Annotated in this window: 19 protein-coding genes; 9 read left to right on the forward strand and 10 right to left on the reverse strand. The window is 74.2% G+C overall.

What is annotated here, in order from left to right:
* Positions 1 to 35: 35 nt before the first annotated feature.
* Complete coding sequence (locus ACGF13_RS22920) at positions 36 to 482, reverse strand: hypothetical protein (RefSeq protein WP_392877924.1); 447 nt, start codon at positions 480 to 482, stop codon at positions 36 to 38.
* 173 nt (positions 483 to 655) lie between these two features.
* On the opposite strand from ACGF13_RS22920, the gene ACGF13_RS22925 reads away from it, so the two are divergent.
* Entirely contained in the window at positions 656 to 1363 is a 708-nt protein-coding gene (locus ACGF13_RS22925; protein WP_392877926.1) for a DUF4328 domain-containing protein, read from the forward strand.
* A gap of 36 nt (positions 1364 to 1399) precedes the next feature.
* On the opposite strand, the gene ACGF13_RS22930 is transcribed toward ACGF13_RS22925, so the two are convergent.
* The 3 genes from ACGF13_RS22930 to ACGF13_RS22940 form a co-directional block, all read right to left on the reverse strand.
* Complete coding sequence (locus ACGF13_RS22930) at positions 1400 to 1999, reverse strand: GNAT family N-acetyltransferase (RefSeq protein ID WP_392877928.1); 600 nt, start codon at positions 1997 to 1999, stop codon at positions 1400 to 1402.
* 123 nt (positions 2000 to 2122) lie between these two features.
* Entirely contained in the window at positions 2123 to 2779 is a 657-nt protein-coding gene (locus ACGF13_RS22935) for a TNT domain-containing protein (RefSeq protein WP_392877930.1), read from the reverse strand.
* A gap of 212 nt (positions 2780 to 2991) precedes the next feature.
* Entirely contained in the window at positions 2992 to 4368 is a 1377-nt protein-coding gene (locus ACGF13_RS22940; protein WP_392877932.1) for a geranylgeranyl reductase family protein, read from the reverse strand.
* Positions 4369 to 4801: 433 nt separating this feature from the next.
* Here ACGF13_RS22940 and ACGF13_RS22945 point away from each other — a divergent pair, with 433 nt between their 5' ends.
* Complete coding sequence (locus ACGF13_RS22945) at positions 4802 to 5854, forward strand: LPXTG cell wall anchor domain-containing protein (protein ID WP_392877934.1); 1053 nt, start codon at positions 4802 to 4804, stop codon at positions 5852 to 5854.
* A gap of 432 nt (positions 5855 to 6286) precedes the next feature.
* On the opposite strand, the gene ACGF13_RS22950 is transcribed toward ACGF13_RS22945, so the two are convergent.
* The 3 genes from ACGF13_RS22950 to ACGF13_RS22960 form a co-directional block, all read right to left on the reverse strand.
* Positions 6287 to 7387, reverse strand: a complete 1101-nt coding sequence (locus ACGF13_RS22950) for a calcium:proton antiporter (RefSeq protein WP_392877936.1) — start codon at positions 7385 to 7387, stop codon at positions 6287 to 6289.
* 90 nt (positions 7388 to 7477) lie between these two features.
* Complete coding sequence (locus ACGF13_RS22955; RefSeq protein ID WP_392877938.1) at positions 7478 to 9019, reverse strand: serine/threonine-protein kinase; 1542 nt, start codon at positions 9017 to 9019, stop codon at positions 7478 to 7480.
* A complete protein-coding gene (locus tag ACGF13_RS22960) occupies positions 9016 to 9780 on the reverse strand; it encodes a serine/threonine protein kinase (protein ID WP_392877940.1) in 765 nt (254 codons plus the stop codon). The genes ACGF13_RS22955 and ACGF13_RS22960 overlap by 4 nt, the downstream gene beginning before the upstream one ends.
* 265 nt (positions 9781 to 10045) lie before the next feature.
* Between ACGF13_RS22960 and ACGF13_RS22965 the strand changes: the two genes are divergently transcribed.
* Both ACGF13_RS22965 and nagB read left to right on the forward strand, forming a co-directional pair.
* Positions 10046 to 10453, forward strand: coding sequence for a hypothetical protein (locus tag ACGF13_RS22965; protein WP_392877942.1), 408 nt, complete (start codon positions 10046 to 10048; stop codon positions 10451 to 10453).
* Positions 10454 to 10747: 294 nt separating this feature from the next.
* The gene (nagB, locus tag ACGF13_RS22970; RefSeq protein ID WP_392877944.1) at positions 10748 to 11530 is read left to right on the forward strand and encodes a glucosamine-6-phosphate deaminase; all 783 of its coding nucleotides are present in this window, start codon (positions 10748 to 10750) and stop codon (positions 11528 to 11530) included.
* A 242-nt stretch (positions 11531 to 11772) separates the two neighbouring features.
* Here nagB and ACGF13_RS22975 read toward each other — a convergent pair whose 3' ends face one another.
* The gene (locus ACGF13_RS22975; protein ID WP_392877946.1) at positions 11773 to 13383 is read right to left on the reverse strand and encodes a beta-propeller fold lactonase family protein; all 1611 of its coding nucleotides are present in this window, start codon (positions 13381 to 13383) and stop codon (positions 11773 to 11775) included.
* Between the two features lie 265 nt (positions 13384 to 13648).
* Between ACGF13_RS22975 and ACGF13_RS22980 the strand changes: the two genes are divergently transcribed.
* From ACGF13_RS22980 to ACGF13_RS23000, 5 genes are all read left to right on the forward strand, one after another.
* Positions 13649 to 14110, forward strand: a complete 462-nt coding sequence (locus tag ACGF13_RS22980; RefSeq protein WP_392877948.1) for an RrF2 family transcriptional regulator — start codon at positions 13649 to 13651, stop codon at positions 14108 to 14110.
* 73 nt (positions 14111 to 14183) lie between these two features.
* The gene (locus ACGF13_RS22985; protein ID WP_392877950.1) at positions 14184 to 15365 is read left to right on the forward strand and encodes a globin domain-containing protein; all 1182 of its coding nucleotides are present in this window, start codon (positions 14184 to 14186) and stop codon (positions 15363 to 15365) included.
* Positions 15366 to 15551: 186 nt separating this feature from the next.
* Positions 15552 to 16313 (forward strand): (Fe-S)-binding protein, encoded by a 762-nt coding sequence (locus ACGF13_RS22990; protein WP_392877952.1) that lies wholly within the window; start codon positions 15552 to 15554, stop codon positions 16311 to 16313.
* Between the two features lie 17 nt (positions 16314 to 16330).
* On the forward strand, positions 16331 to 17725 hold the full coding sequence (locus ACGF13_RS22995; RefSeq protein WP_392878206.1) for a lactate utilization protein B: 1395 nt from the start codon (positions 16331 to 16333) through the stop codon (positions 17723 to 17725).
* Entirely contained in the window at positions 17722 to 18441 is a 720-nt protein-coding gene (locus tag ACGF13_RS23000) for a lactate utilization protein C (RefSeq protein ID WP_392877953.1), read from the forward strand. The genes ACGF13_RS22995 and ACGF13_RS23000 overlap by 4 nt, the downstream gene beginning before the upstream one ends.
* Here the strand turns inward: ACGF13_RS23000 and ddaH are convergent.
* Together ddaH and ACGF13_RS23010 are read right to left on the reverse strand one after the other, a co-directional pair.
* Complete coding sequence (gene ddaH / locus ACGF13_RS23005; protein WP_392877954.1) at positions 18428 to 19255, reverse strand: dimethylargininase; 828 nt, start codon at positions 19253 to 19255, stop codon at positions 18428 to 18430. The genes ACGF13_RS23000 and ddaH overlap by 14 nt on opposite strands.
* Positions 19256 to 19481: 226 nt before the next feature.
* The gene (locus ACGF13_RS23010; protein ID WP_392877956.1) at positions 19482 to 20375 is read right to left on the reverse strand and encodes a 4Fe-4S domain-containing protein; all 894 of its coding nucleotides are present in this window, start codon (positions 20373 to 20375) and stop codon (positions 19482 to 19484) included.
* Positions 20376 to 20569 lie beyond the last annotated feature (194 nt).

Consider the following 20569-nt stretch of genomic DNA (forward strand, 5'->3'; position numbering starts at 1 on the left):
CTCGCACCCGGGCGGTTGCCCGGTACGAACCGGCGCTAACCGTTCCGGGCACCGCCTGTTCCGGCGCCCACGGGCCCGAAGGCCCGGGGGCGCGCGAGCAGGCTGTCGTCCAGGACGCTCAACAGGGCGGCGGCGTCGCGGTGGACCTCGACCGCGCCCGCCGCCCGCAGCTGCGGGCCGGTGTCGCGGCCGGCCGCCAGGGCCACGCACGGCACCCAGGCCCGCCGCGCCGCCCGTACCTCGCGCACGCTCCCGGCGACGGCCACGGCGTGCCAGGGCCTGCCGTCCACCAGATCCAGCGCGGCCCGCACCGGGTCGTCCCCGGGATCGGCCACGGTCAGCGCCGGGGCGCCGGCCGGCCCTGGGCCGGTCAGCACCACCGTCCACCCCCGGACGGCGCACTCGTGCAGCAACTCGGCACCGCCGGGCAGCGCGGGCTGCCACCAGTCGGTACCGAAGAGGGCCGCCGAGACCACCGTCATGACCACCGCTTCCGTTCGCGGGCGACGCGCCGAACGTTCCCTTCCAGGTTAGGTCGTTCCCCGGCCGCGCGCGCAGGCTGCGCCGGGGCCCGCAAAGGGAGTGGTCACGGATGATCCACAGGCCCTAGGGTGTCGCTCCATCACATTGGTCCAGTCCAGGAGCCCGTACCCCGATGTCCTCGCCCGCCGTGTACCGCTCGCCGAGACCCACCGCCACCGTCTCCACCGTCCTGCTCGCCGTGGCCGGCGCCGCGACGCTCGCCTCACTCGGCACGGGCTTCCGCCTCTACCTGGAGGCCGGCAAGCTCGCCGACGACGTCGAAGCCGACGGATCCGCGCTGATGGACGCCGCGCAGCTCTACGAGGGCGTCGGCCTCCTCCAGGTGGTGGCCCTGGCCGCCTCCGCGATCGCCTTCCTCGTCTGGTTCTACCGGGTGCGGGTGAACGCCGAGGTCTTTGACCCGCACGGGCACCGGTTCCGGCGCGGCTGGGCGATCGGCGGCTGGTTCACCCCCGTGGTCGCCCTCTGGTTCCCGCGGCAGATCGCGGGCGACATCTGGCAGGCCACCGCCCGACCGGACGCCTCGGGGATCCGCATGCGGCTCCCGCAGACGCTGCTCACCCTCTGGTGGGCGACCTTCTGGCTCTCCAACGCGGCCGACCGGTTCGGCAGCCACTACCTCGGTACGAGCGCGGCGAAGTACGCGGACGGCTACCAGGAGGCCGTCGGCTGGCTGCTGATCGCCGACCTGCTGTCGGTGGTGGCCGCGGTCTTCGCCGTCCTGGTCGTCCAGCGGTTGACGGCCATGCAGGAGGAGCGCTTCACCGAGTCCGCCACCCCGGTGTTCGGCGGGGTCCACGGCGGGACGGTCTGGGGCTGAGCCGTTCACGGACTGAGGGCTCCCGCCGGGGAGCCCTCAGTCCGTGAACGGGTCGGAGGCCAGCCGGGCGTGCAGGTGCTCGTCCACGTAGACGCCCCCGCCGTAGGTGTAGGAGCCGCGCAGGGTGCCCTCGTACGGGAAACCGGCCCGCACCGCGACCCGGCAGGAGTCCTCGTTGGCGACGGCGTGGTACAGCTCGATGCGGCGGACGTCGGCGTGCTCCACCGCCCAGCGGGTGACGGCGGTGGTGGCCCGGCTGGCCAGGCCCCGGCCGCGGGCGGCGGCGAGCAGCCAGTAGCCGATCATGGCCACTCCGTCGTCCCGGTTGGTCCACCCCAGGTAGGCGTTGCCGCAGAGGCTGCCGTCGGCGGCGTCGACGATGGCGAAGGGGGCCGCGGTGCCGTCGGCCCAGCGCTGTTCGCAACGGGCGAGGTAGGTCTCGACGACGACCGGGCCGCCGGCGCCGAGCGGGCTCCAGCGGGCGACGGCCGGGTCCGCCGCGGCGGCGGTCAGGGCGGGCCCGATGCCACCGGCCACGTCGAGGCCAGGCCCCCACGGGCGCAGCAGGGCGTCCCCGAGGTCGAGGACGGTGGGGCGGAAGACGCGGCGGTCGGTGGCCGGATCGCTGATGGTCATCCCGTCTTCCTATCCCCACGTCTCCCGGGCCCGCCAGCGAATTTCCCGGCGGCCGGTCGGTCACCGAGCCCACGCAGCGGCGGCCGGTCGGTCACCGGGCGCCGCCGGGCGGGCGGGGCGGGGTCAGATCCGGGCCAGGTAGCCGTTCTCCACCAGCCAGAGCACGTTCAGCTTGGCCGGGCCGCCGGGCAGCAGGGTGGCGTCGAGCTGGTACTGCAGGCCCCAGCCGGGCTGGTTGAACCAGGGCGCGATCGGGCCGGCGTGCACGGTGAAGGCCTTGACCACCTTGTAGTCGTGGTAGTTGCAGGCGGCCGGCGGGTTGCCGTCCAGGCTCTGCGGCGGGAGCGCCCGGTTGGCGTAGGGCAGGCCCTCGGGGGCGAGGTAGGCGCCGTACTCGCTGCCGTAGCGGTCGATGTTCTGGTTCGGGTAGAGCGTGAGGTCGAACTCGATCGGGCTGCCGTCGGGCAGGGTGACGTAGCCGTCGGCCGGCGGGTATATCCAGCCGCCCTTGCCGCCGTTGCCGGCCGGGTCGTAGTACTCGGCCAGGAAGTCCTGCTCGCCGGCGCCGCCGGTGCGCTGGTAGCCGGCGAGCTGGCGGCCGACCGGTCCGGTGGTCGGGAGGTCGGCCGGGCCGAGGCGGGCGTCGTCGTGGCGGAACGCGGCGGAGCACTGGTCGGAGGGGGTGGCCGCGGGGGCCGCGACGGCGGCGGGGGTGCTCACGGCGGTGAGGGCGGCGGCCGCGGCGAGCGGCGCGACGAGCAGGCGAAGGCGAAGGCGCACGGTGTCTCCGTCGAACGGGTCAGGGGTCGAGAGAGGAGCCACGGAGGGGCGTTGTGCTCACCCTGCGTGGCTGGTTCGACACCAGGCAATCGGATCATCTGACCATTCGTCAACATGATCAGAACAACTGCGCGTTCGACTCCGCGGATTCGACCGAAGCCGGGACACCGGGACCGCCCGTCCGCGAGGATGGGCGGTCCGGTGCCGCCGGATCACCGCCCCGGGGCGACCTTGCCGAGCAGGTGGAGCAGCCGGTCCAGGGCGTCCTTGGAGTTGGGCTCGGTCAGGTTGACCATCAGCCGGAACGCCACCTTCAGCAGCGCCGGGTGGCCGAGCCCGGCGGCTCCGGCCGCGCCGAGCAGCTTCCGCCGGCCCAGCAGGTCGGCGGCCACCCGGCCGAGCGCGAAGTAGCCCGCGTAGGCGGAGCGCAGCGCCTGCGGGTAGGCGCGCAGGGCGAGGTCGCGGCCGCGGTCGGTGCGGCGGGCGAGGGCCTGGACGATGGTCTCGGCGGCGAAGCGGCCGGACTCCATCGCGTAGGCGATGCCCTCGCCGGTGCCCGGGCTGACCGTGCCGCCCGCGTCGCCGACCAGCAGCAGGCCGTCGGCGTAGTGCGGCTGCCGGTTGAGGCCCATCGGCAGGGCGGCGCCGCGGATCGGCTCGGTGACCGCGTCGGGGGTGTAGCCGTACTCCGGGGGCAGGCCGTCGCACCAGCGGCGCAGCAGCTCCCGCCAGTCCACCTCGGTCCCGGCGGTGTCGAGGACGCCGAGGCCGACGTTGGCGGTGCCGTCGCCCATGCCGAACACCCAGGCGTAGCCGGGCAGCAGACGCCGGGTCGGGTCGTTGGGGTCGCGCAGGTCGAGCCAGGCCTCCAGGTAGCGGTCGTCGTGGCGCGGGGTGGTGAAGTACGTCCGGTAGGCGACGCCCATCGCGCGGTCGGTGCGGCGGTAGCGCCGCATCGCCACCGACAGCCGGGTGGAGTTGCCGTCGGCGGCGACGACGATCGGGGCCCGGTAGGCGGCCGGCCGGCGCTCCTCCCCCAGCTTGGCGGTGACGCCGGTGATCCGGCCGGTCCGCTCGTCCAGCAACGGGCCCGTCACATTGGCGCGTTCGACCACCCGGGCACCGGCCGCGGCGGCCTTGCGGGCGAGCAGTTCGTCGAAGTCGGCGCGGCGCCGGACCAGTCCGTACCCGGGGTAGGCGGAGAGCTCGGGCCAGTCGAACTCCAGCGAGCGGTGCCCGGCGATCAGCCGCAGGCCCCGGTTGTGCAGCCAGCCGGCCTCCTCGGAGACGTCGATGCCGAGGTCGGTCAACTGCTTGACGGCGCGCGGGGTGAGGCCGTCGCCGCAGACCTTCTCGCGCGGGAAGGCGGACTTCTCCAGCAGCAGGACGTCCAGTCCGGCCCGGGCGAGGTGGGCGGCGGCGGTGGAGCCGGCCGGCCCGGCGCCGACCACGATGACGTCGGCGCTCTCCGCGGGGGCGTCGGCCCCCTCGCCGTCCCGGACGGCGTCCTCGCTCCTGTCCTCGCCCCTGACGGCCCCTTCGCCCTCGACGGTCTCCTCGGGCCGGACGGTCTGCTCTGGGCCGGGCATCGCACTCTCCCACGGGTCGGATCGGCTGTTCACACGACGGAGTCCTCGGACTGGGCGGTTCCGGACGGACGATAGAGAACCCCGGCACCCGCCCGCCGCCCCGACACGCAGGCCGCCGCCACGGACCGGTCAATACCGGCCACCGCGGGCTCGCGGGTTCACCCGCCGGACCGGGGCCGGGGGTTGACCGTTCGACCGGCTCTGACATCGGTGAAATGATCACAACCAGGTAATCAGATCGTTGTAATGAACTAGTCGGACCAATCGCCGTTAGCGATGCATTTCGGCCAAACCTCCCTTGCGTCACGTTTCCCGCTACGGGGACTGTTGTGCCCCTCCCGTCGCACGGCACCGGCTCCCCGCCGAACGGCGACGGAGGCTCTCTCCCACCGCGCGGGCCCGTCCCGGCCCGGCCGTACCCGATGGAACCCTGATGCACCTCCGCTCCACCGCCGCGCGCTCCCTGGTGGCCGTCCCGACCGCCGCCGCGCTCCTGCTGCTCGCCCCCGCCGCACACGCCGTCGCGGGCGGCAAGGGCGGCGCCCCCGGCAACAACGGCACCGTCAAGATCCACGACGCCGCCACCGGACAGGAGGACGTGCGCAACGAGCCCAAGGTCTGCACCTTCTACCTGGACTCCTTCGGCTTCGACGCCAACCAGGACGTGATCTGGGCGATCGCCACCGTCGGCCCCAAGGGCGAGACCCTCGCCGCGTACGGGGACATCCCGGTCGACCCGCACGGGCACGTGCGGACCGAGGACATCCACCTGCCGGACGGCCACTACAAGCTCTACTGGCAGTCGGTCGAGCTGGTGAACGGTCAGCTGCCGGAGAACGCCGAGCTCAACAAGCCCAAGCACAAGGTGTTCAAGGTCGACTGCGGCGGACAGAGCCCGACCCCGACCGGTAAGCCCTCGCCGACCGTGACGCCGACCCCGGTGAAGACGCCGTCGACCGGCCCGACCACCGTGCCCTCGCAGAGCCCGTCCGCCCCGGCGACGACGCCCGCCACCACCCCGGCCCCGACCACCCCGCCGGCCACCCCCTCGGCCACGCCGAGCACGAGCGCGAGCACGAAGCCCGCCGAGACGCCGACCGCCACCCCGAAGCCGGTGCCGCCGACCACCACCCCGACCAGCCCGGCGGCCACCACCCCGGCCACCACCCCGGCGACCGGCGAGCCCACCGAGGAGCCCACGGCCGTGCCCAGTGGCGCCCCGAGCCCGGCCCCGTCGAGCACGCCGACCGGCACCGTGCCGGTGCACAAGCCGTCCACCGAGACCCCGGTCAACCCGGAGCAGCCGCTGATCAAGCCGGACAAGGTCAGCGTTCCCACCCCGATCCCGGGCGCCACCACGGACGGCAAGAAGCTGGCCACCACCGGCAGCGACGGCACCCTGCTCTACGCGGGCGCCGGCACCGTGCTGCTGCTGGGCGGTGCGGGCGCGGTGGTCTACGCCCGCCGTCGCCGCACCAGCTCCTGAGCTGACCCGCCCGGGGCCTCCCGGGCCGCGCGCCGCGGCTGCGCCGCGGCGCGCCACGAGGGCGTGTCCGGCGATTCGCGCACCCGAACGGAACCGTCGGACACGCCACTGAGCCCCTGGCCCGCGAGCAGCTGCGGGACCAGGGGCTCCCGGCCGTTCCACGGTGCGCACCCCCTCGGGGGTTCACCGGCGGTCGCACCGGGTTCGACGAGGGCCCGGCCACGGGGGGCGGGCCCTCACTCGAAACCACGGCCGCCGCCTCTCCCCGGGTTCACCACGAGTCCCACCGGCCCCACCGGCCCCACCTGGCTCGGCCCGACCCGCGCCCCGCCCGGCCGGACCGCGCCCGGTCCGGCCCCGGGAACGCCGGAAGCCCCTGGCCGCACGGGGGACGACCAGGGGCTTCCGTACTCGACTACGGGCGGCGGGCCCTCACGGGTTCAACGCCAGCACCACGTACCCCGCCAGCACCGCCAGGTGCACCGCGCCCTGGAGCGGGGTCGCCCGGCGCGGGATGACGGTGAGGGTGAGCAGCACGATCGTCAGGGTCAGCAGCACCATGTGCGCCGGGTCGAGGCCGAGGACGAGCGGGCCGGAGAGCCAGCTGGAGGCGATCGCGACCGCCGGGATGGTCAGGCCGATGCTGGCGAGCGCCGAGCCGAGGGCGAGGTTGAGGCTGGTCTGCACCCGGTTGCGGACGGCCGCGCGCAGCGCCGCGATGGTCTCCGGCAGCAGCACCATCATGGCGATCACCACGCCGACCACGGCGTGCGGGAGGCCGGCGTCGTCCACCGCCTTCTCGATGGTCGGCGACACGCCCTTGGCCAGGCCCACCACCGCCACCAGGGCGACGGCCAGCAGCAGCAGGCTGATGCCGGCGGCCCGGATGGTGGGCGGGGAGGCGTGCTCCTCCTCGTCCAGGACCCGGCCCTCGGGGGTGACGGGCAGGAAGTAGTCCCGGTGCCGGACGGTCTGGGTGGCCACGAACAGGCCGTAGACCACCAGCGAGGCGGTGGCCGCGAAGGTGAGCTGGGTGGTCGAGAACTGCGGGCCGGGCGAGCTGGTGGTGAAGGTCGGCAGGACGAGGCTGAGGGTCGCGAGGGTGGCGATGCAGGCGAGCGCGGCGCCGGTGCCCTCGGCGTTGAAGACGGCGGTCCGGTACTTGACGGCGGCGACCACGATGGACAGTCCGAGGATGCCGTTGCAGGTGATCATCACGGCGGCGAAGACGGTGTCCCTGGCCAGGGTGGAGGACTTGTCCCCGCCGTCGGCCATCAGCGTCACGATCAGCGCGACCTCGATCACGGTGACCGCCACCGCCAGGACGAGCGATCCGAAGGGCTCCCCCGACCAGTGCGCGATGACCTCGGCGTGGTGCACGGCGGACAGCACGGCGCCCACCAGGAAGCAGGCGACCACCGCCACCACCCAGCCGGGCAGCTCCTCGTGCCAGGTCAGGACAAGGACGAGGAACGACACCACCGGAATGACGACGGTCCATTGCGCGGCAACGGCGCGGAGCTTCGTGATCATGCCGCCGAGGATCCCAGACCACAGCCCCGTCACCCGGGTGCCCGCGCCGGGATACGTATGGATGTGGCATAACTCATCCCGTTTTGGTGCTCACCCACCGTAGTCGTGAAGATACTGAAGCACTTTGTCGACATGTTGCCGAAGTCGTTCGGGGACGACCCCGGCGGCGGCCACGGTCTTGTCACTGGTCCGGTACGCCGCCGCGACCAGGGCGGGCAGGTCGCGGGTGAAACCGTGGCCCTTCATCTGCTGGTCGAGCCAGCAGGCGTAGTTGCCCATCGCGGCGATCGCGTCACCCGGATCCCAGTAGGACTTCGGCCCGGCGTGGGTGGCGGCCCTGCCCCAGGCCTCGAAGACCGAGGGCGTCCACATCGCAATGCCGTACTCGCCGGTCTCCGGACGGGCGGCGTTGGGGTCGAAGCCGCTCTCGGCCTTCAGCATGGCGGCCAGCAGCACCGGGGTGACCTCCGGCTCGGGGCAGCGCCGCGCCGCCGTCTCGATCATGCCCCGGTAGGCCGCCGGGACGTCCGAGCCGGCCGGGATCGCACCGGGCAGCGGGGGCGCGGGGGCGCGGACGCCTTCCGGCCCGCCGCCGCCCGACCCGACGGCCGGCGGTCCGGCGGGCTCCGGTCCGCCGGCCAGGCCGAGGAGGGCGAGTCCGCAGGCGAGCAGGCCGATGCCGGCCCGGACGGCGGCGCGGCGGCGTCGGGCCGCGGGGGCGGGAGCCGGCACGGGCGCCCGGGCGGCCCGGGCGACCAGCACGGCCAGCTCCGCCCCGGGCCGCTCCGCCCGCCCGGGGGCGAGGCAGGCGGCGACCACGGCCCGCCAGCGCACCGGCAGCGACTCGTCCAGCCGCAGCGGCGCGGTGCCCCGGGCGTACGCCTGGGCGGCCAGCGAGCGGGCCCGGGCGGTCGCACCGAGGAAGGGGTGCAGGCCGCCGGTCAGCAGCTGGTGGGCGATCACGCCGAAGGCCCAGACGTCGGCGCTGGGGCGCACCGCGACGCCGCGGGCGCCGGTGCGCTCGGACCACCACTCGGGCGGGACGTGGTCGGGCGAGCCGAGCGGCGGGGCGTAGGCGTGGGTGCCCTCCAGCTCGGCGGTGAGGCCGAAGTCGGCGATCTTGGCGGTGCCGTCGGGCATCAGCAGGACATTGGCCGGTTTCAGGTCCCCGTGCACCCAGCCGGCCTGGTGCATGTGGGTCAGTCCGGCACAGACCTCGGTCAGGATGCGCTCGGCGCCGGGCACCGCCGTACCGGGCCCGGCCTCGGCGAGCAGGTCCTGGAGGCTGCGGGCGGCGCGCTCCATCACCAGGGCGACGGCGCCGTCCAGCGCTGGGTGGTCCGGGTCCTCGACGGTGACCACGGCGAGGGTGCGGATCAGGTGGGGGTGGTCGGCGCGGCGGCCGAAGCGCTGCTCGCTGCGGGCCATCCGGGCCACCGTCCGGCGCTGGCCGGGGCTGAACCGGGCCGCGCAGAGGATCTTGACGGCGGCCGGGCTGCCGTCGGGGCCCTCGGCGGCGTGCACGCTGCCCCAGGCGCCGGCGCCGAGGAGGGCGCCGAGCCGGTACCCGGCGACCGGGTAGCCCTCGGGGACGGGGAAGGGCGGGCCGCCGGGCGGAGCGCCGGGCGTCACGGCCGGGCGGCCGGCCGCCGGGGCGGGAGCAGGGCCAGGTGCTCCTCCCGGACGAGGTCGAACTTCAGTGCCAGCGCGACCAGTTCCTCCCGCTTGCCGCCGGCCGCCCCCTCCTCGTACGGCTCGCGCAGCCGCAGCTTGGTCTCCACCAGGTAGTCGATGTGGTAGTTCACCGCCGAGCGGCTCAGCCCGCGGCAGCCGGGGACGGGGCGCAGCCGGGCGAGCACCTCGCTCACCCCGGGGACGGCCGCGACGGAGGGCGAGCGCAGCCGGGGCTCGCAGAGCGCGAGCAGGACCAGGAAGTACTTGGCGGTCGGGTCCAGGGCGAACGGGCTGACGGTGCGTTCGCCGTCGGCGCCGCCGGGCCGGTCGTCGAGGTAGGCGTGCTGCGGGGCGAAGACCTTGAAGGCGGCGGGCTCTCCGAGGGCGGGCAGCAGCACCCGGGAGAGTTCGAAGGGGACGGGCGCGCCGAGCCGGCCGGGCGCCACCTTGACGTGCTCCCCCGCGCCCTCCAGGTTCTCCACCACGTAGGTGGCCGAGGCGCTGAAGTTGGACAGCCGCCAGTAGTCCTCGGCCGCGACCACCTCCCCCGCCCGGCGGGAGACGCCCTGGTCGGGCAGCGGGATGGGGACCGGCCGGCCGGGCTCCCCGCGTCCGAACACCGCGGCCTCGCCCGGGCCCATCCGCAGCAGGGCGGGGGCTGCGCCGGGCGGCGCCATCTCGGGCCCCGGGGCGGGAAGTTGCACGATGACCGTGTCCACGCGGCACCTCCGTGGGATCGGCTCGATGGTATCCGTCCCATTCGTCCCGGAGGCAAACCCACCACCCGGACGAGTGAGGACGCTCACGAACTGATCGTCCGTCAGGACGGGAGTTGTCCGTGTGCTGAACGAATGCCGAATGGTTGCAGGATGTAGTTGAACAGTCACCATGAGTGTGACGCAACGCACACACACGACGTCCATGATGTGTGCAAGACTCATCTCAAGGAGTGAGATTCCCTTAATTTCCAAGGAGGTTCGCATCATGCGCGCTCGGATCGCAGCTGTGGCACTGGCGGCGGCAGGGATCACCGCCCTGGCCGCGGCTCCGGCGATAGCCGCCACCACCACGACCGGAACCGACGCCGCGGTCTGCGCCTCGGTGCTCAACCGACCCTGCATCTCGCACCAGGCCGACGGCGCGGGCATCGTGGGCGTCGCCCAGGTCAGCGCCGACCCCGGTCAGTTGACGATGGTTCGGGTGGACGTCCGCACCCAGTCCGCCTGGGGCAGCCCGTGGGAGACGGTCGCCACCGCGACCACCGTGCAGTTCGGCTCCGCCAAGGCGGTCACCCCGCGGGTCACCGCGACCGCCCCGCGCATGATCTGCGCGACCGCCGGCCCCGCGCTGGACATCACCAAGCAGACCACCACCTGTACCAACCCGTTCTGACCGCGGGGCCGCCGAGGCACCGCACCCGCCACCCCCACGCCGTCCGTACGACCGGGCAGCCGTCCGGACGACCCGGGGGCGGGAAGCAGTGAACAGCAGGGCCACCGGGGCCGTTCGGCCGGGACCTCCCCTCCCGGCCGAACGGCCCCCACCGTTCCCACCAGGCAGAAGGCGTGACAGTCGGAAGATCACCCGGGCCCGAACCCGGGTGGACCTGGGGCACCCCCACACGGCAAACTGGTCTAGACCTCGGAGGTCTAGACCTCAGACTCGCCTCAGAACGGTGGACCCAGTATGGAAATCGTGATCGTCCCTGACGCCCGTGCGGCCGGCGAACTCATCGCCGCGGCGATCACCGATCTGCTGACCGACAAGCCCGACGCCCTGCTCGGCGTGGCGACCGGCTCGACGCCGCTGCCGATCTACCAGGCCCTGGCCGAGCGGGTCCGCGACGGCCGGCTGGACGCCGCCGAGGCGCGCATCTGCCAGCTGGACGAGTACGTCGGCCTGCCCGCCGGCCACCCGGAGTCCTACCGCTCGGTGGTGCTGCGCGAGGTCGTGGAGCCGCTCGGCCTGACCGAGGAGTCCTTCCTGGGCCCGGACGGCAACGCGTCCGACATCGCCGCGGCGGCCACCGCCTACGACCGCGCGCTGGCCGAGGCCGGCGGCGTCGACCTCCAGCTGCTCGGCATCGGCACGGACGGCCACATCGGCTTCAACGAGCCCTGCTCCTCGCTCTCCTCCCGGACCCGGATCAAGACCCTCACCCGGCAGACCCGCGAGGACAACGCCCGCTTCTTCGACAGCATCGACCAGGTCCCGCACCACGTCATCACCCAGGGCATCGGCACCATCCTGGAGGCCCGTCACCTGGTCCTGCTGGCCACCGGCGAGGCCAAGGCCGAGGCCGTCGCGCTCTCCGTCGAGGGCCCGCTGTCCGCGGCCGTCCCCGCCTCCGCGCTCCAGCTGCACCCGCACGCCACCGTGGTGGTGGACGAGGCCGCCGCCTCCCGCCTCAAGCTCGCCGACTACTTCCGCGACACCTACGCGGCCAAGCCGGCCTGGCAGAAGCTCTGATCGTTCCGACAGTCCTGAGCGTTCCGACGGCTCTGAGCGTTCCGACGCCGTGACACCCGGGGCGCCGGCCACCGAATCCCCTCGGCGGCCGGCGCCCCGGCCGCTTTCCACGTGCTTCGGCACCTGCGGAGCCGGTCGGTGTTCGCCGGCCAGTCCGCGTCAGGCAGCGTCGGGACGCGTCGGGCCCCGCCGAAGGGTTTCGGCGGGGCCCGACGCGGCTGCCCGTACGCGGCCGACAGACGCTACTTGCAGGTGACCAGCAGGCCGAGGACGGCGCTGCAGCTGCGGGTGGCCCGGCTGGTGGCGGGCGACGGGTCGGCGGGCACCCCGGCGGTGCGGGCCACGGTGACGTCCCAGCTGCGGAGCAGCGAGAACAGGCCGACCGTGATCGAGAAGTGCCGGGTGGTGCTCGCGCCCTTGGCCAGCGGCGCGGTCAGCGCGCAGCCGAGCTTCCCGCCCGCGATCGTGCAGTCGCCGGAGGTCGCGCTCAGCCCGGCGGGCAGGTCGGCGGCGACGGTGGCCGTGGTCACCGGGTCGGGGCCCTGGCCGGTGAGGGTGACGGTGTAGTCGACCCGGCTGGAGAGCAGCCCGGTCACCGGGGTCGCGGTGAGGGCGACACCCAGGTGGGCGGCGGGGGCGGTGTAGGTGAAGCGGTCGGCGGCGACGACGGCGCTGGTACCGCCGGGCGCGGTGACCCGGACGTCCACCGGCCCGGTGACGGTGGTGGCGGGGGCGGTCGCGGTGCAGCTCGCCTTGGTGCAGCTGAAGGAGGTGGCGGCGCCGGCCGCGCCGAAGGTCACACCGGTGGCGCCGGCCAGGTCGGTGCCGGTGATGGTCACCGTGGTGCCGCCCAGCCCGGAGCCGCCGTTCGGGCTGATCGCGGTCACGTCCGGCACCGGGAGCGGGAAGTTCACCACGTCGACGGCGTTGCCGGTGAAGTCGGCGAGGTAGCCGTGCCGCCCGTCGGCGGTCAGGGCCAGGCTGTACGGGCTCGCGCCCACCGGGACGGTCGCGGTGACCGTCCGGCTCGCGGTGTCCACCACGCTGAGGGTGTTGTCGGCGTAGTTGGAGACGTAGGCCGCCGCGCCGTCCGGGGAGAGGGCCACGGCGTAGGGGCCGGAGCCGACCGCGACGGTGCCGAGGACCGTGCCGGCCGCGGTGTCGATCACCGCGGCGGTGGCGTCGTCGCCGTCGGCGGCCCACAGCCGGGTGCCGTCCGGGCTGAGCGCGAGGCCGAAGGCGCTGTGGCCGACCGGGACGGTGCCGCTCACCGTGCCGGTTGTGGTGTCGACCACGGTGACCGCCTTGGCGCCGGAGGCGGCGACGTACAGCCGGGTGCCGTCCACGGAGAGGGCCAGTCCGTGCGGTTCGGCGCCGACCGGGACGGTCGCGGTCACGGTGGCGGACGACGTGTCCAGCACGCTCACGGTGCCGGCGGCGGCGTTGCTCACGTAGGCGCGGGAGCCGTCCGGGGAGAGGGCGAGGCCCCAGGGCTGGGCGCCGACCGGGACGGTCGCGGTGACGGTGTCGGTGGCGGTGTCCACGACGCTGACGGTGTTGTCCAGGTGGTGCGTCAGGTAGGCCCGGTGCCCGTCGGGCGAGACGGCCACGGCGTACGAACCCGTCCCGGCGGTGAAGGTGCCGGAAACGGTGTTGCTCGCGGTGTCCAGCACGCTGACCACGCCGCTGCTCTGGCTGGTCACGTAGGCGTGGTGGCCGTCCGGCGTCAGCGCGACGCCCGCCGGGTACGGCGCCACCGCCACGTGCGCGGCGACGCTCGGCGGCGGCGTGACGGCCTCGGCCGTCGCGGGCAGCGCCAGCAGCGCGGCCGTGGTCGCGGTTATCGCGGCCACGGCCGTCCGGGTACGACGGGGTGTGCGGGCTGTTCTCACGGATCTCTCCAGCTGCTCGGCGGTACGAACGGTGCGGATGTGGTGGCGTTCGGAGCCGGGGGAAGCGTAAGAGCCGTCCTGACATTCCGTCAGGGAGTGACCACTAATGTCGCCAACTGTTCAGATTCGATCGCAAGCACCCCCTTCGAACCGGTGTGACGAGGGTCTCGATCGAAGTCGTGCAGAAAATTGGAGTTGGAGAGTCGCATTCGATAGCGTTTCGAACGTGAGGCTGACCAAGAGCACCGACATCGCCCTCCGGATCGCCATGCGACTGGCCGTCCTGGGCGAGGGCGAGACCCCGACCACCCGCGAGGTGGCCGAGTCGGTCGGTGTGCCGTACACCCACGCGGCGAAGGTGGTCAGCCGGCTGCAGCACCTGGGAGTGGTGGAGGCCCGACGCGGTCGCGGCGGCGGGCTGATGCTCACCTTCGCCGGGCGGACCGGTTCGCTCGGGCTGCTGCTGCGGGAGCTGGAGGGGGTCGGCGACGTGGTCGGCTGCGAGGACGACCCACCGTGTCCGCTGCGGGCCGCGTGCCGGCTGCGCGGGGCACTGCGGGGCGCCCAGGAGGCGTTCTTCGCGGCGCTCGACCACCTCTCGGTCGCCGATCTGGTGGCCTCCCCCACCGGTCCGGTCCTACTCAACCTGACCACCGCACCCACCGGGACCGCCGGACCCACCGGCTGATCAGCCCACCCCGGGCCGCGTACCACCCTGCGGCCTTTAATACGCATCTCAGATACCAATTAGGAGCCGTCTGATGCTGTCCGCGAAGTCCGCCGAGGTCATCGAGGCCACCCTGCCCGTCGTGGGCGCCGCCATCGGTGACATCACCCCGCGCTTCTACGACCGGATGTTCGCCGCGCACCCGGAGCTGCTGCGCGACCTCTTCAACCGGGGCAACCAGGCCAACGGCAGCCAGCGCGAGGCCCTGGCCGGCTCGATAGCCGCCTTCGCCACCGCGCTGATCGCCAACCCGAACCAGCGGCCGGACGCGATGCTCGCCCGCATCGCCCACAAGCACGTCTCCGTCGGCATCAGCAACGACCAGTACAAGATCGTCCACGAGCACCTGTTCGCCGCCATCGTGGAGGTGCTCGGCGAGGCCGTCACCCCCGAGGTCGCCGCCGCCTGGGACGAGGTCTACTGGCTGATGGCCAACGCGCTGATCGCCATCGAGGACCGGCTGCGCGCCGAGGTCGCCGCCGGCGGTGACCCGGCCGACCTGTGGCGCACCTACACCGTCGTCGCCCGCGTCCAGGAGACCGAGGCCGTCACCACCTACCTGGTCCGCCCGACCGACGGCCACCCGGTGCCCGCCTTCCGCCCCGGCCAGTACGTCTCGGTGCGCACCGAACTGGCCGACGGCGCCCACCAGATCCGCCAGTACAGCCTCTCCGGCGGCGCCGACGGCGCGCTGCGCTTCAGCGTCAAGCGCGAGGACGGCGGCGAGGTCTCCGGCCACCTGCACGACCACCTGAAGGCCGGCGACTCCATCGAGCTGGCGCCCCCGCTGGGTGACATCGCCCTGGCCGACGGCGACGGCCCGGTGCTGCTCGCCTCCGCCGGAATCGGCAACACCCCGATGACCGCCATGCTCGACCACCTGGCCGCCACCGGCTCCACCCGGCGGATCGTCTCCGTCCACGGTGACCGCGACCAGCTGAGCCACGCCTTCCGGGCCGAGCTCGCGCAGCTCACCACCACGCTGCCGAACGCCACCTCGCACGTCTTCTACGAGCAGCCGCTCGGCGAGTGGCCGGCCGAGCGCACCGGCCGGGTGGACCTCTCCACCGTCGAGGTCCCGGCCGGCACCACCGCCTACCTCTGCGGCCCACTCCCCTTCCTGCGCGCCGTCCGCGAGCAGCTGCTGACCGCGGGCGTCCCGGCGGCGGACATCCACTACGAGGTGTTCGGCCCGGACCTGTGGCTCGGCGCCTGAGTCCCGGCCCCCGGGCCTGAGCCCCGGCTCGGCGCCCGACGTCCCACCGCGGCACCGGTCCGCTCGGTACGATCACGAGCGGCCCGGTGCCGTTCGGCTTCCGGCGCCGTCCGTGCGCGCGTACGTCCGTACGTCCGCCGGGAGTTCGGCAGGATTTCGGCAGGAGCTCGGCAGGAGGGAGCCCGGATGCGGGTCGCGCTGTTCGCCACCTGCGTCAACGACGCGCTGTTCCCCGCCACGGCGGTGGCCACCGTCCGGCTGCTGGAACGACTCGGCGTGACGGTGGACTTCCCCGCCGGGCAGACCTGTTGCGGGCAGCCGCAGTACAACACCGGCTACCGCAGAGCCTGCGAGCCGCTGCTCCGGCGGATGGCGAGGGCCTTCGCCGGGTACGACCACGTGGTGACGCCCTCGGGCTCCTGCGTGGCGATGGTCCGGGACAACTACCCCCGGATCGGCGCCCGGGCCACCACCGAGGGCCGGGGCACCGAACTCGCCGACCTGGCCACCGCGCTGGTGCCCCGGGTGGTCGAACTGACCGAGTTCCTGACCGACGTGCTCGGCGTCGAGGACGTCGGCGCGTACTTCCCGCACACCGTCACCTACCACCCGTCCTGCCACGGCCTGCGCCTGCTCGGCCTCGGCGAGCGCCCGCGCCGGCTGCTGGGCGCCGTCAGGGGCCTGGAACTGGTCGAGCTGCCCGGGGCGGAGGAGTGCTGCGGCTTCGGCGGCACCTTCGCGGTCAAGAACGCGGCGGTGTCGGCCGCCATGGCCGAGGACAAGATCGCCAACGCGCTGGGCACCGGCGCCAGCGTGTTGTGCGGCGCCGACAACTCCTGCCTGCTGCACCTCGGCGGCACCCTGCGCCGCCGGGGCGCGCCGCTGCGGCCGCTGCACCTGGCGGAGATCCTGGCCGGCACCGAGGAACACCCCTGGAGGCCGTCGTGAGTCACGCGTTCCTCGGCATGCCCGCCTTCCCCGAGGCCGCCGCCGGGGCCGTACGGGACGAGCGGCTGCGCGCCAACCTGCGGCACGCCACCCACACCATCCGCGACAAACGGGCCCGGGCCGTCGCCGAACTCGCCGACTGGGCGCGGCTGCGCGCCGCGGGGAAGGCGATCAAGGACCACACGCTGCGCCACCTCGACCGCTACCTGGTGCAGTTGGAGGAGTCCGTCACGGCGGCCGGCGGCACCGTGCACTGGGCCGCCGACGCCGAGGAGGCCAACCGGATCGTCGCCGGACTGGTCAGGGCCACCGGTCGGACCGAGGTCGTCAAGGTCAAGTCCATGGCCACCCAGGAGATCGAGCTCAACGAGGCGCTGGCGGCCGAGGGGATCACCGCCTACGAGACCGATCTCGCCGAGCTGATCGTGCAGTTGGGCGACGACCGGCCCTCGCACATCCTGGTGCCGGCGATCCACCGCAACCGCGCCGAGATCCGGGAGATCTTCGCCGACCGGATGGCCGCCTGGGGCCGCCCGGCGCCCGAGGGCCTCACCGACTCCCCCGCGGAACTCGCCGAGGCCGCCCGGCTGCACCTGCGGGAGAAGTTCCTGCGCGCCGAAGTCGCCGTCTCCGGCGCCAACTTCATGGTCGCCGAGACCGGCACCCTGGTGGTGGTCGAGTCCGAGGGCAACGGCCGGATGTGCCTCACCCTGCCGCGCACGCTGATCTCGGTGGTCGGGATCGAGAAGGTCGTGCCGACCTGGCGGGACCTGGAGGTCTTCCTCCAACTGCTCCCCCGCTCCTCCACGGCCGAGCGGATGAACCCCTACACCTCGCTCTGGACCGGGACGACGGCGGGCGACGGCCCGTCCGAGTTCCACCTGGTGCTGCTGGACAACGGCCGCACCACCGCGCTCGCCGACCAGGTCGGCCGCCAGGCGCTGCGCTGCATCCGCTGCTCGGCCTGCCTCAACGTCTGCCCGGTGTACGAGCGGGCCGGCGGGCACGCCTACGGCTCGGTCTACCCGGGGCCGATCGGCGCCATCCTGACGCCCCAACTGCGCGGCACCGCGAGCCCGGTGGACGCCTCGCTGCCGTACGCCTCCTCGCTCTGCGGGGCCTGCTACGAGGTCTGCCCGGTGGCGATCGACATCCCCGAGGTGCTGGTGCACCTGCGCGAGCGGGTCGCCGAGCAGGGCGGGCACCCGCTGGAGCGGGCCGCGATGGCGGCCGCCGGGTTCGTGCTGGACCACCCGGCGGCGCTCACCGCCGCCGAGCGGCTGGCCGGCCGCACCCGGCGGCTGCACCCGCGCCGGCTGCCCGGGCCCGGACGGGCCTGGAGCGACACCCGGGACCTGCCGGAGGTGCCGGCCGAACCGTTCCGCGACTGGTGGCGGAGGAACCACAGATGACCACGTCCGACCGCAACCCGCCCGAACGGCCCTCCGGCTCCCGAGAGTTGGTCCTCGGCCGGATCCGGGCCGCACTCGGCGACAGCGCCGCCGTCGCCGAACAGCCGCTGCCCCGCGACTACCTGACCGCACACGTGCCGACGGACGACCCGGCGGCGCTGCTCGACCTGCTGCACCGCAACCTGGCCGACTACCGGGCCCTGGTGCACCGCTGCCCCGAGGACGAACTGCCCCGGAGGATCGCCGGGTTGCTGGTCGAGCGGGGCAGCCGGACGGCCGTGGTGCCCGCCGGGCTGCCGCCCGCCTGGCTCACCGCGGCCGAGGCCGAGGGGATCGAACTCCTCCCGGACGACGGGACGTTGACCGCCGCCCGGCTGGACGCGGTGGACAGCGTGGTGACCGGCTGCGCGCTGGCCGTCGCCGAGACCGGGACGATCGTGCTGGACGCGGGCCCCGGCCAGGGGCGACGGCTGCTCTCGCTCGTCCCGGACCACCACGTCTGCGTGGTGCGGGCGCCGGAGCAGGTCGTCGCCTCGGTGCCGCTGGCGCTGCCGCGGCTCGATCCGGTACGGCCACAGACCTGGATCTCCGGGCCGTCCGCCACCAGCGACATCGAGCTGGACCGGGTGGAGGGGGTGCACGGGCCGCGCACCCTGGAGGTGCTGCTGGTCACGGCGCCGGGAACCGGCTCCGGGCGAGCCCTCACTCCGGCCTGAGCTCCAGGGTGCAGCACTTCGCCCCGCCGCCGCCCTTCAGCAGCTCCGAGACGTCCACCGGGACCGGCTGGTACCCGTGCTCGACCAGGCGGCCGGCCAGGTTCTTGGCGGCCTCCGGCAGCAGTACCCGGCGGCCGTCGGAGACCGCGTTGAGCCCGAACACCTCGGCGTCGGCGCGGTCGGCGAGGATCGCGTCCGGGTAGAGCGCGCGCAGCACCGAGCGGCTGTCGGCGTCGAAGGCCTCCGGGTAGTACATGACGTGGTCGTCGCCGAGCACCGCCAGTGCGGTGTCCAGGTGGTAGAAGCGCGGGTCGACCAGGGTCAGGCTGACCACCGGGACGCCGAACAGCTCCCCGGCCTCGGCGTGCGCGGCGCGCGAGGTGCGGAAGCCCGTCCCGGCGAGCACCCGGCGGCCCACCACCAGGTGGTCGCCCTCGCCCTCGTTGACGTGCCCGGCGCGGCGCACCTCGCGGTAGCCGCGCTCGCGGAACCAGGCCTGGTAGGCCTCCGACTCGGCGGCCCGCTCCGGGTGGCGGAAGGTGGCGACCAGGGCCCGGCCGTCCAGCACGGTGGCGCCGTTGGCGGCGTACACCATGTCGGGCAGGCCGGGCACCGGGTCGATCAGCTCGACGGTGTGGCCGAGCCGGCGGTACGTCCAGTAGAGCCGCTCCCACTGCCGCAGAGCGAGCGCGGTGTCGGTGGGCTGGGAGGGGTCCATCCACGGGTTGATCGCGTAGTCCACGGTGAAGTGCGTCGGCCGGCACATCAGGTAGCGCCGCGGCCGGGCGTGGCGCTCCGGAGTCTGCGTGAGCATGGCTCAACCATCCTTGGATCGCGGGGAGTTCGTCGCACGGAGTTCGGGGTTCACGGGGCCGAACACCTTCGTTCCCAAGGCGGCTGCCCCGACGGAACCGTTCGCACACCCGGACGGGCGCTCCCAGCGGTCGCACGCCCCCGCGCACCCGGCGCAGGCACCGGCGCACCGGGCCTGCGGGACCTTCGGGGCACCCGGGACCTTCGGGGCCTCCGGCGGCCCGTCGCTACCAGCGCACCGCGCCGAAGTCCACCGGCCCGGGCCGCAGTTCCGCGCACCGCTCGGCCAGCGCCCGCAGCCGGCGGCCCGCCTCCTCGACGGGCATCCGGCGGCGGTCGCCGTGGCCGGGCAGCAGCCACTCGAAGCGCAGCACACCGATGCCGCGCCGCAGCGAGGCGGCGAGCTCCTCGATCGAGTACCAGGTCACCGACTCCACCACCTCCATGTCCCCGGTGGTGCGGGACCAGTACAGGCTGTCGCCGCTGAAGCAGTACCGCTCGTCCGCGAGGTAGAGCACGCTGCCCCGGGTGTGGCCGGGGAACGGGTGGGCGACCAGGCCGGGCGAGACCTCCGTCGGCCCGGTGCCGCACAGCACCCGGTCGGCGTCGGGGGCGGCCGCCAGATCGCCCTCGTGGATCCAGAGCCGGGCGCCGAACCGCTCGGCGTACGCCCGGCCGTGCGCGGCGTGGTCGCGGTGGGTGAGCAGGACGTCGGTGACTGGGCCGAGCGCGGCGTACCGGGCGGCGAGGGCCTCGCTGTAGCGCGGCGTGTCCACCATCACCCAGCCGCCCGGGCGGCGGCAGAGGTAGGAGTTGGCGCCCGCGGTGCGGCGGGAGTTGTGGCCGAGCAGCAGCAGGTCGTCGGCGAGGGCCAGCGGGAACGGGTCCCCGGCCCGGTCCAGCGCGCCGGAGCCGGGGCGGATGGATCGGGTCGGGCAGGCGTGGGCGGCGGCGAGCAGTTGCCGGCGCTCGGCCGCGTCGCGCGGCTGGCGGACCAGCTCGGAGCGGCCCTCGTGCTCGCGGACCAGGCCGGGCGCGAGTTGCCGGGCGACGTCGCAGTTGGTGCAGCGGTCGTCGATGGACCAGTGCTCGGGCAGGTCGGGGCGCGGGTCGGTGGTCATGGATGCCTTCCCCCAGAAGGACGGCGGCCGGTCCGGCCGCTCCCTTCGAGGATCCGCCGGACCGGCCGGAAAGCGGAAGGGGGAGCGGATCTTGTGCTTTCCGGGGACCGGCTCTCTCAGCGCGTGGAGGGCCCCAGGAGGGCACGTGGCCCATCTCACGTGCCGCCGGGGTCACCTACGGTGGCGTAGGTCAC

The organism is Kitasatospora sp. NPDC048286, assembly GCF_043201735.1.
Taxonomy (GTDB): domain Bacteria; phylum Actinomycetota; class Actinomycetes; order Streptomycetales; family Streptomycetaceae; genus Kitasatospora.

What these genes read in the sequence shown, in the direction of transcription:
- ACGF13_RS22920 (WP_392877924.1), bottom strand. Translation starts at nt 482, where the DNA reads ATGACGGTGGTCTCGGCGGCCCTCTTCGGTACCGACTGGTGGCAGCCC.
- ACGF13_RS22925 (WP_392877926.1), top strand. Translation starts at nt 656, where the DNA reads ATGTCCTCGCCCGCCGTGTACCGCTCGCCGAGACCCACCGCCACCGTC.
- ACGF13_RS22930 (WP_392877928.1), bottom strand. Translation starts at nt 1,999, where the DNA reads ATGACCATCAGCGATCCGGCCACCGACCGCCGCGTCTTCCGCCCCACC.
- ACGF13_RS22940 (WP_392877932.1), bottom strand. Translation starts at nt 4,368, where the DNA reads ATGCCCGGCCCAGAGCAGACCGTCCGGCCCGAGGAGACCGTCGAGGGC.
- ACGF13_RS22945 (WP_392877934.1), top strand. Translation starts at nt 4,802, where the DNA reads ATGCACCTCCGCTCCACCGCCGCGCGCTCCCTGGTGGCCGTCCCGACC.
- ACGF13_RS22950 (WP_392877936.1), bottom strand. Translation starts at nt 7,387, where the DNA reads ATGATCACGAAGCTCCGCGCCGTTGCCGCGCAATGGACCGTCGTCATT.
- ACGF13_RS22965 (WP_392877942.1), top strand. Translation starts at nt 10,046, where the DNA reads ATGCGCGCTCGGATCGCAGCTGTGGCACTGGCGGCGGCAGGGATCACC.
- nagB (WP_392877944.1), top strand. Translation starts at nt 10,748, where the DNA reads ATGGAAATCGTGATCGTCCCTGACGCCCGTGCGGCCGGCGAACTCATC.
- ACGF13_RS22985 (WP_392877950.1), top strand. Translation starts at nt 14,184, where the DNA reads ATGCTGTCCGCGAAGTCCGCCGAGGTCATCGAGGCCACCCTGCCCGTC.
- ACGF13_RS22990 (WP_392877952.1), top strand. Translation starts at nt 15,552, where the DNA reads ATGCGGGTCGCGCTGTTCGCCACCTGCGTCAACGACGCGCTGTTCCCC.
- ACGF13_RS22995 (WP_392878206.1), top strand. Translation starts at nt 16,331, where the DNA reads ATGCCCGCCTTCCCCGAGGCCGCCGCCGGGGCCGTACGGGACGAGCGG.
- ACGF13_RS23000 (WP_392877953.1), top strand. Translation starts at nt 17,722, where the DNA reads ATGACCACGTCCGACCGCAACCCGCCCGAACGGCCCTCCGGCTCCCGA.
- ddaH (WP_392877954.1), bottom strand. Translation starts at nt 19,255, where the DNA reads ATGCTCACGCAGACTCCGGAGCGCCACGCCCGGCCGCGGCGCTACCTG.
- ACGF13_RS23010 (WP_392877956.1), bottom strand. Translation starts at nt 20,375, where the DNA reads ATGACCACCGACCCGCGCCCCGACCTGCCCGAGCACTGGTCCATCGAC.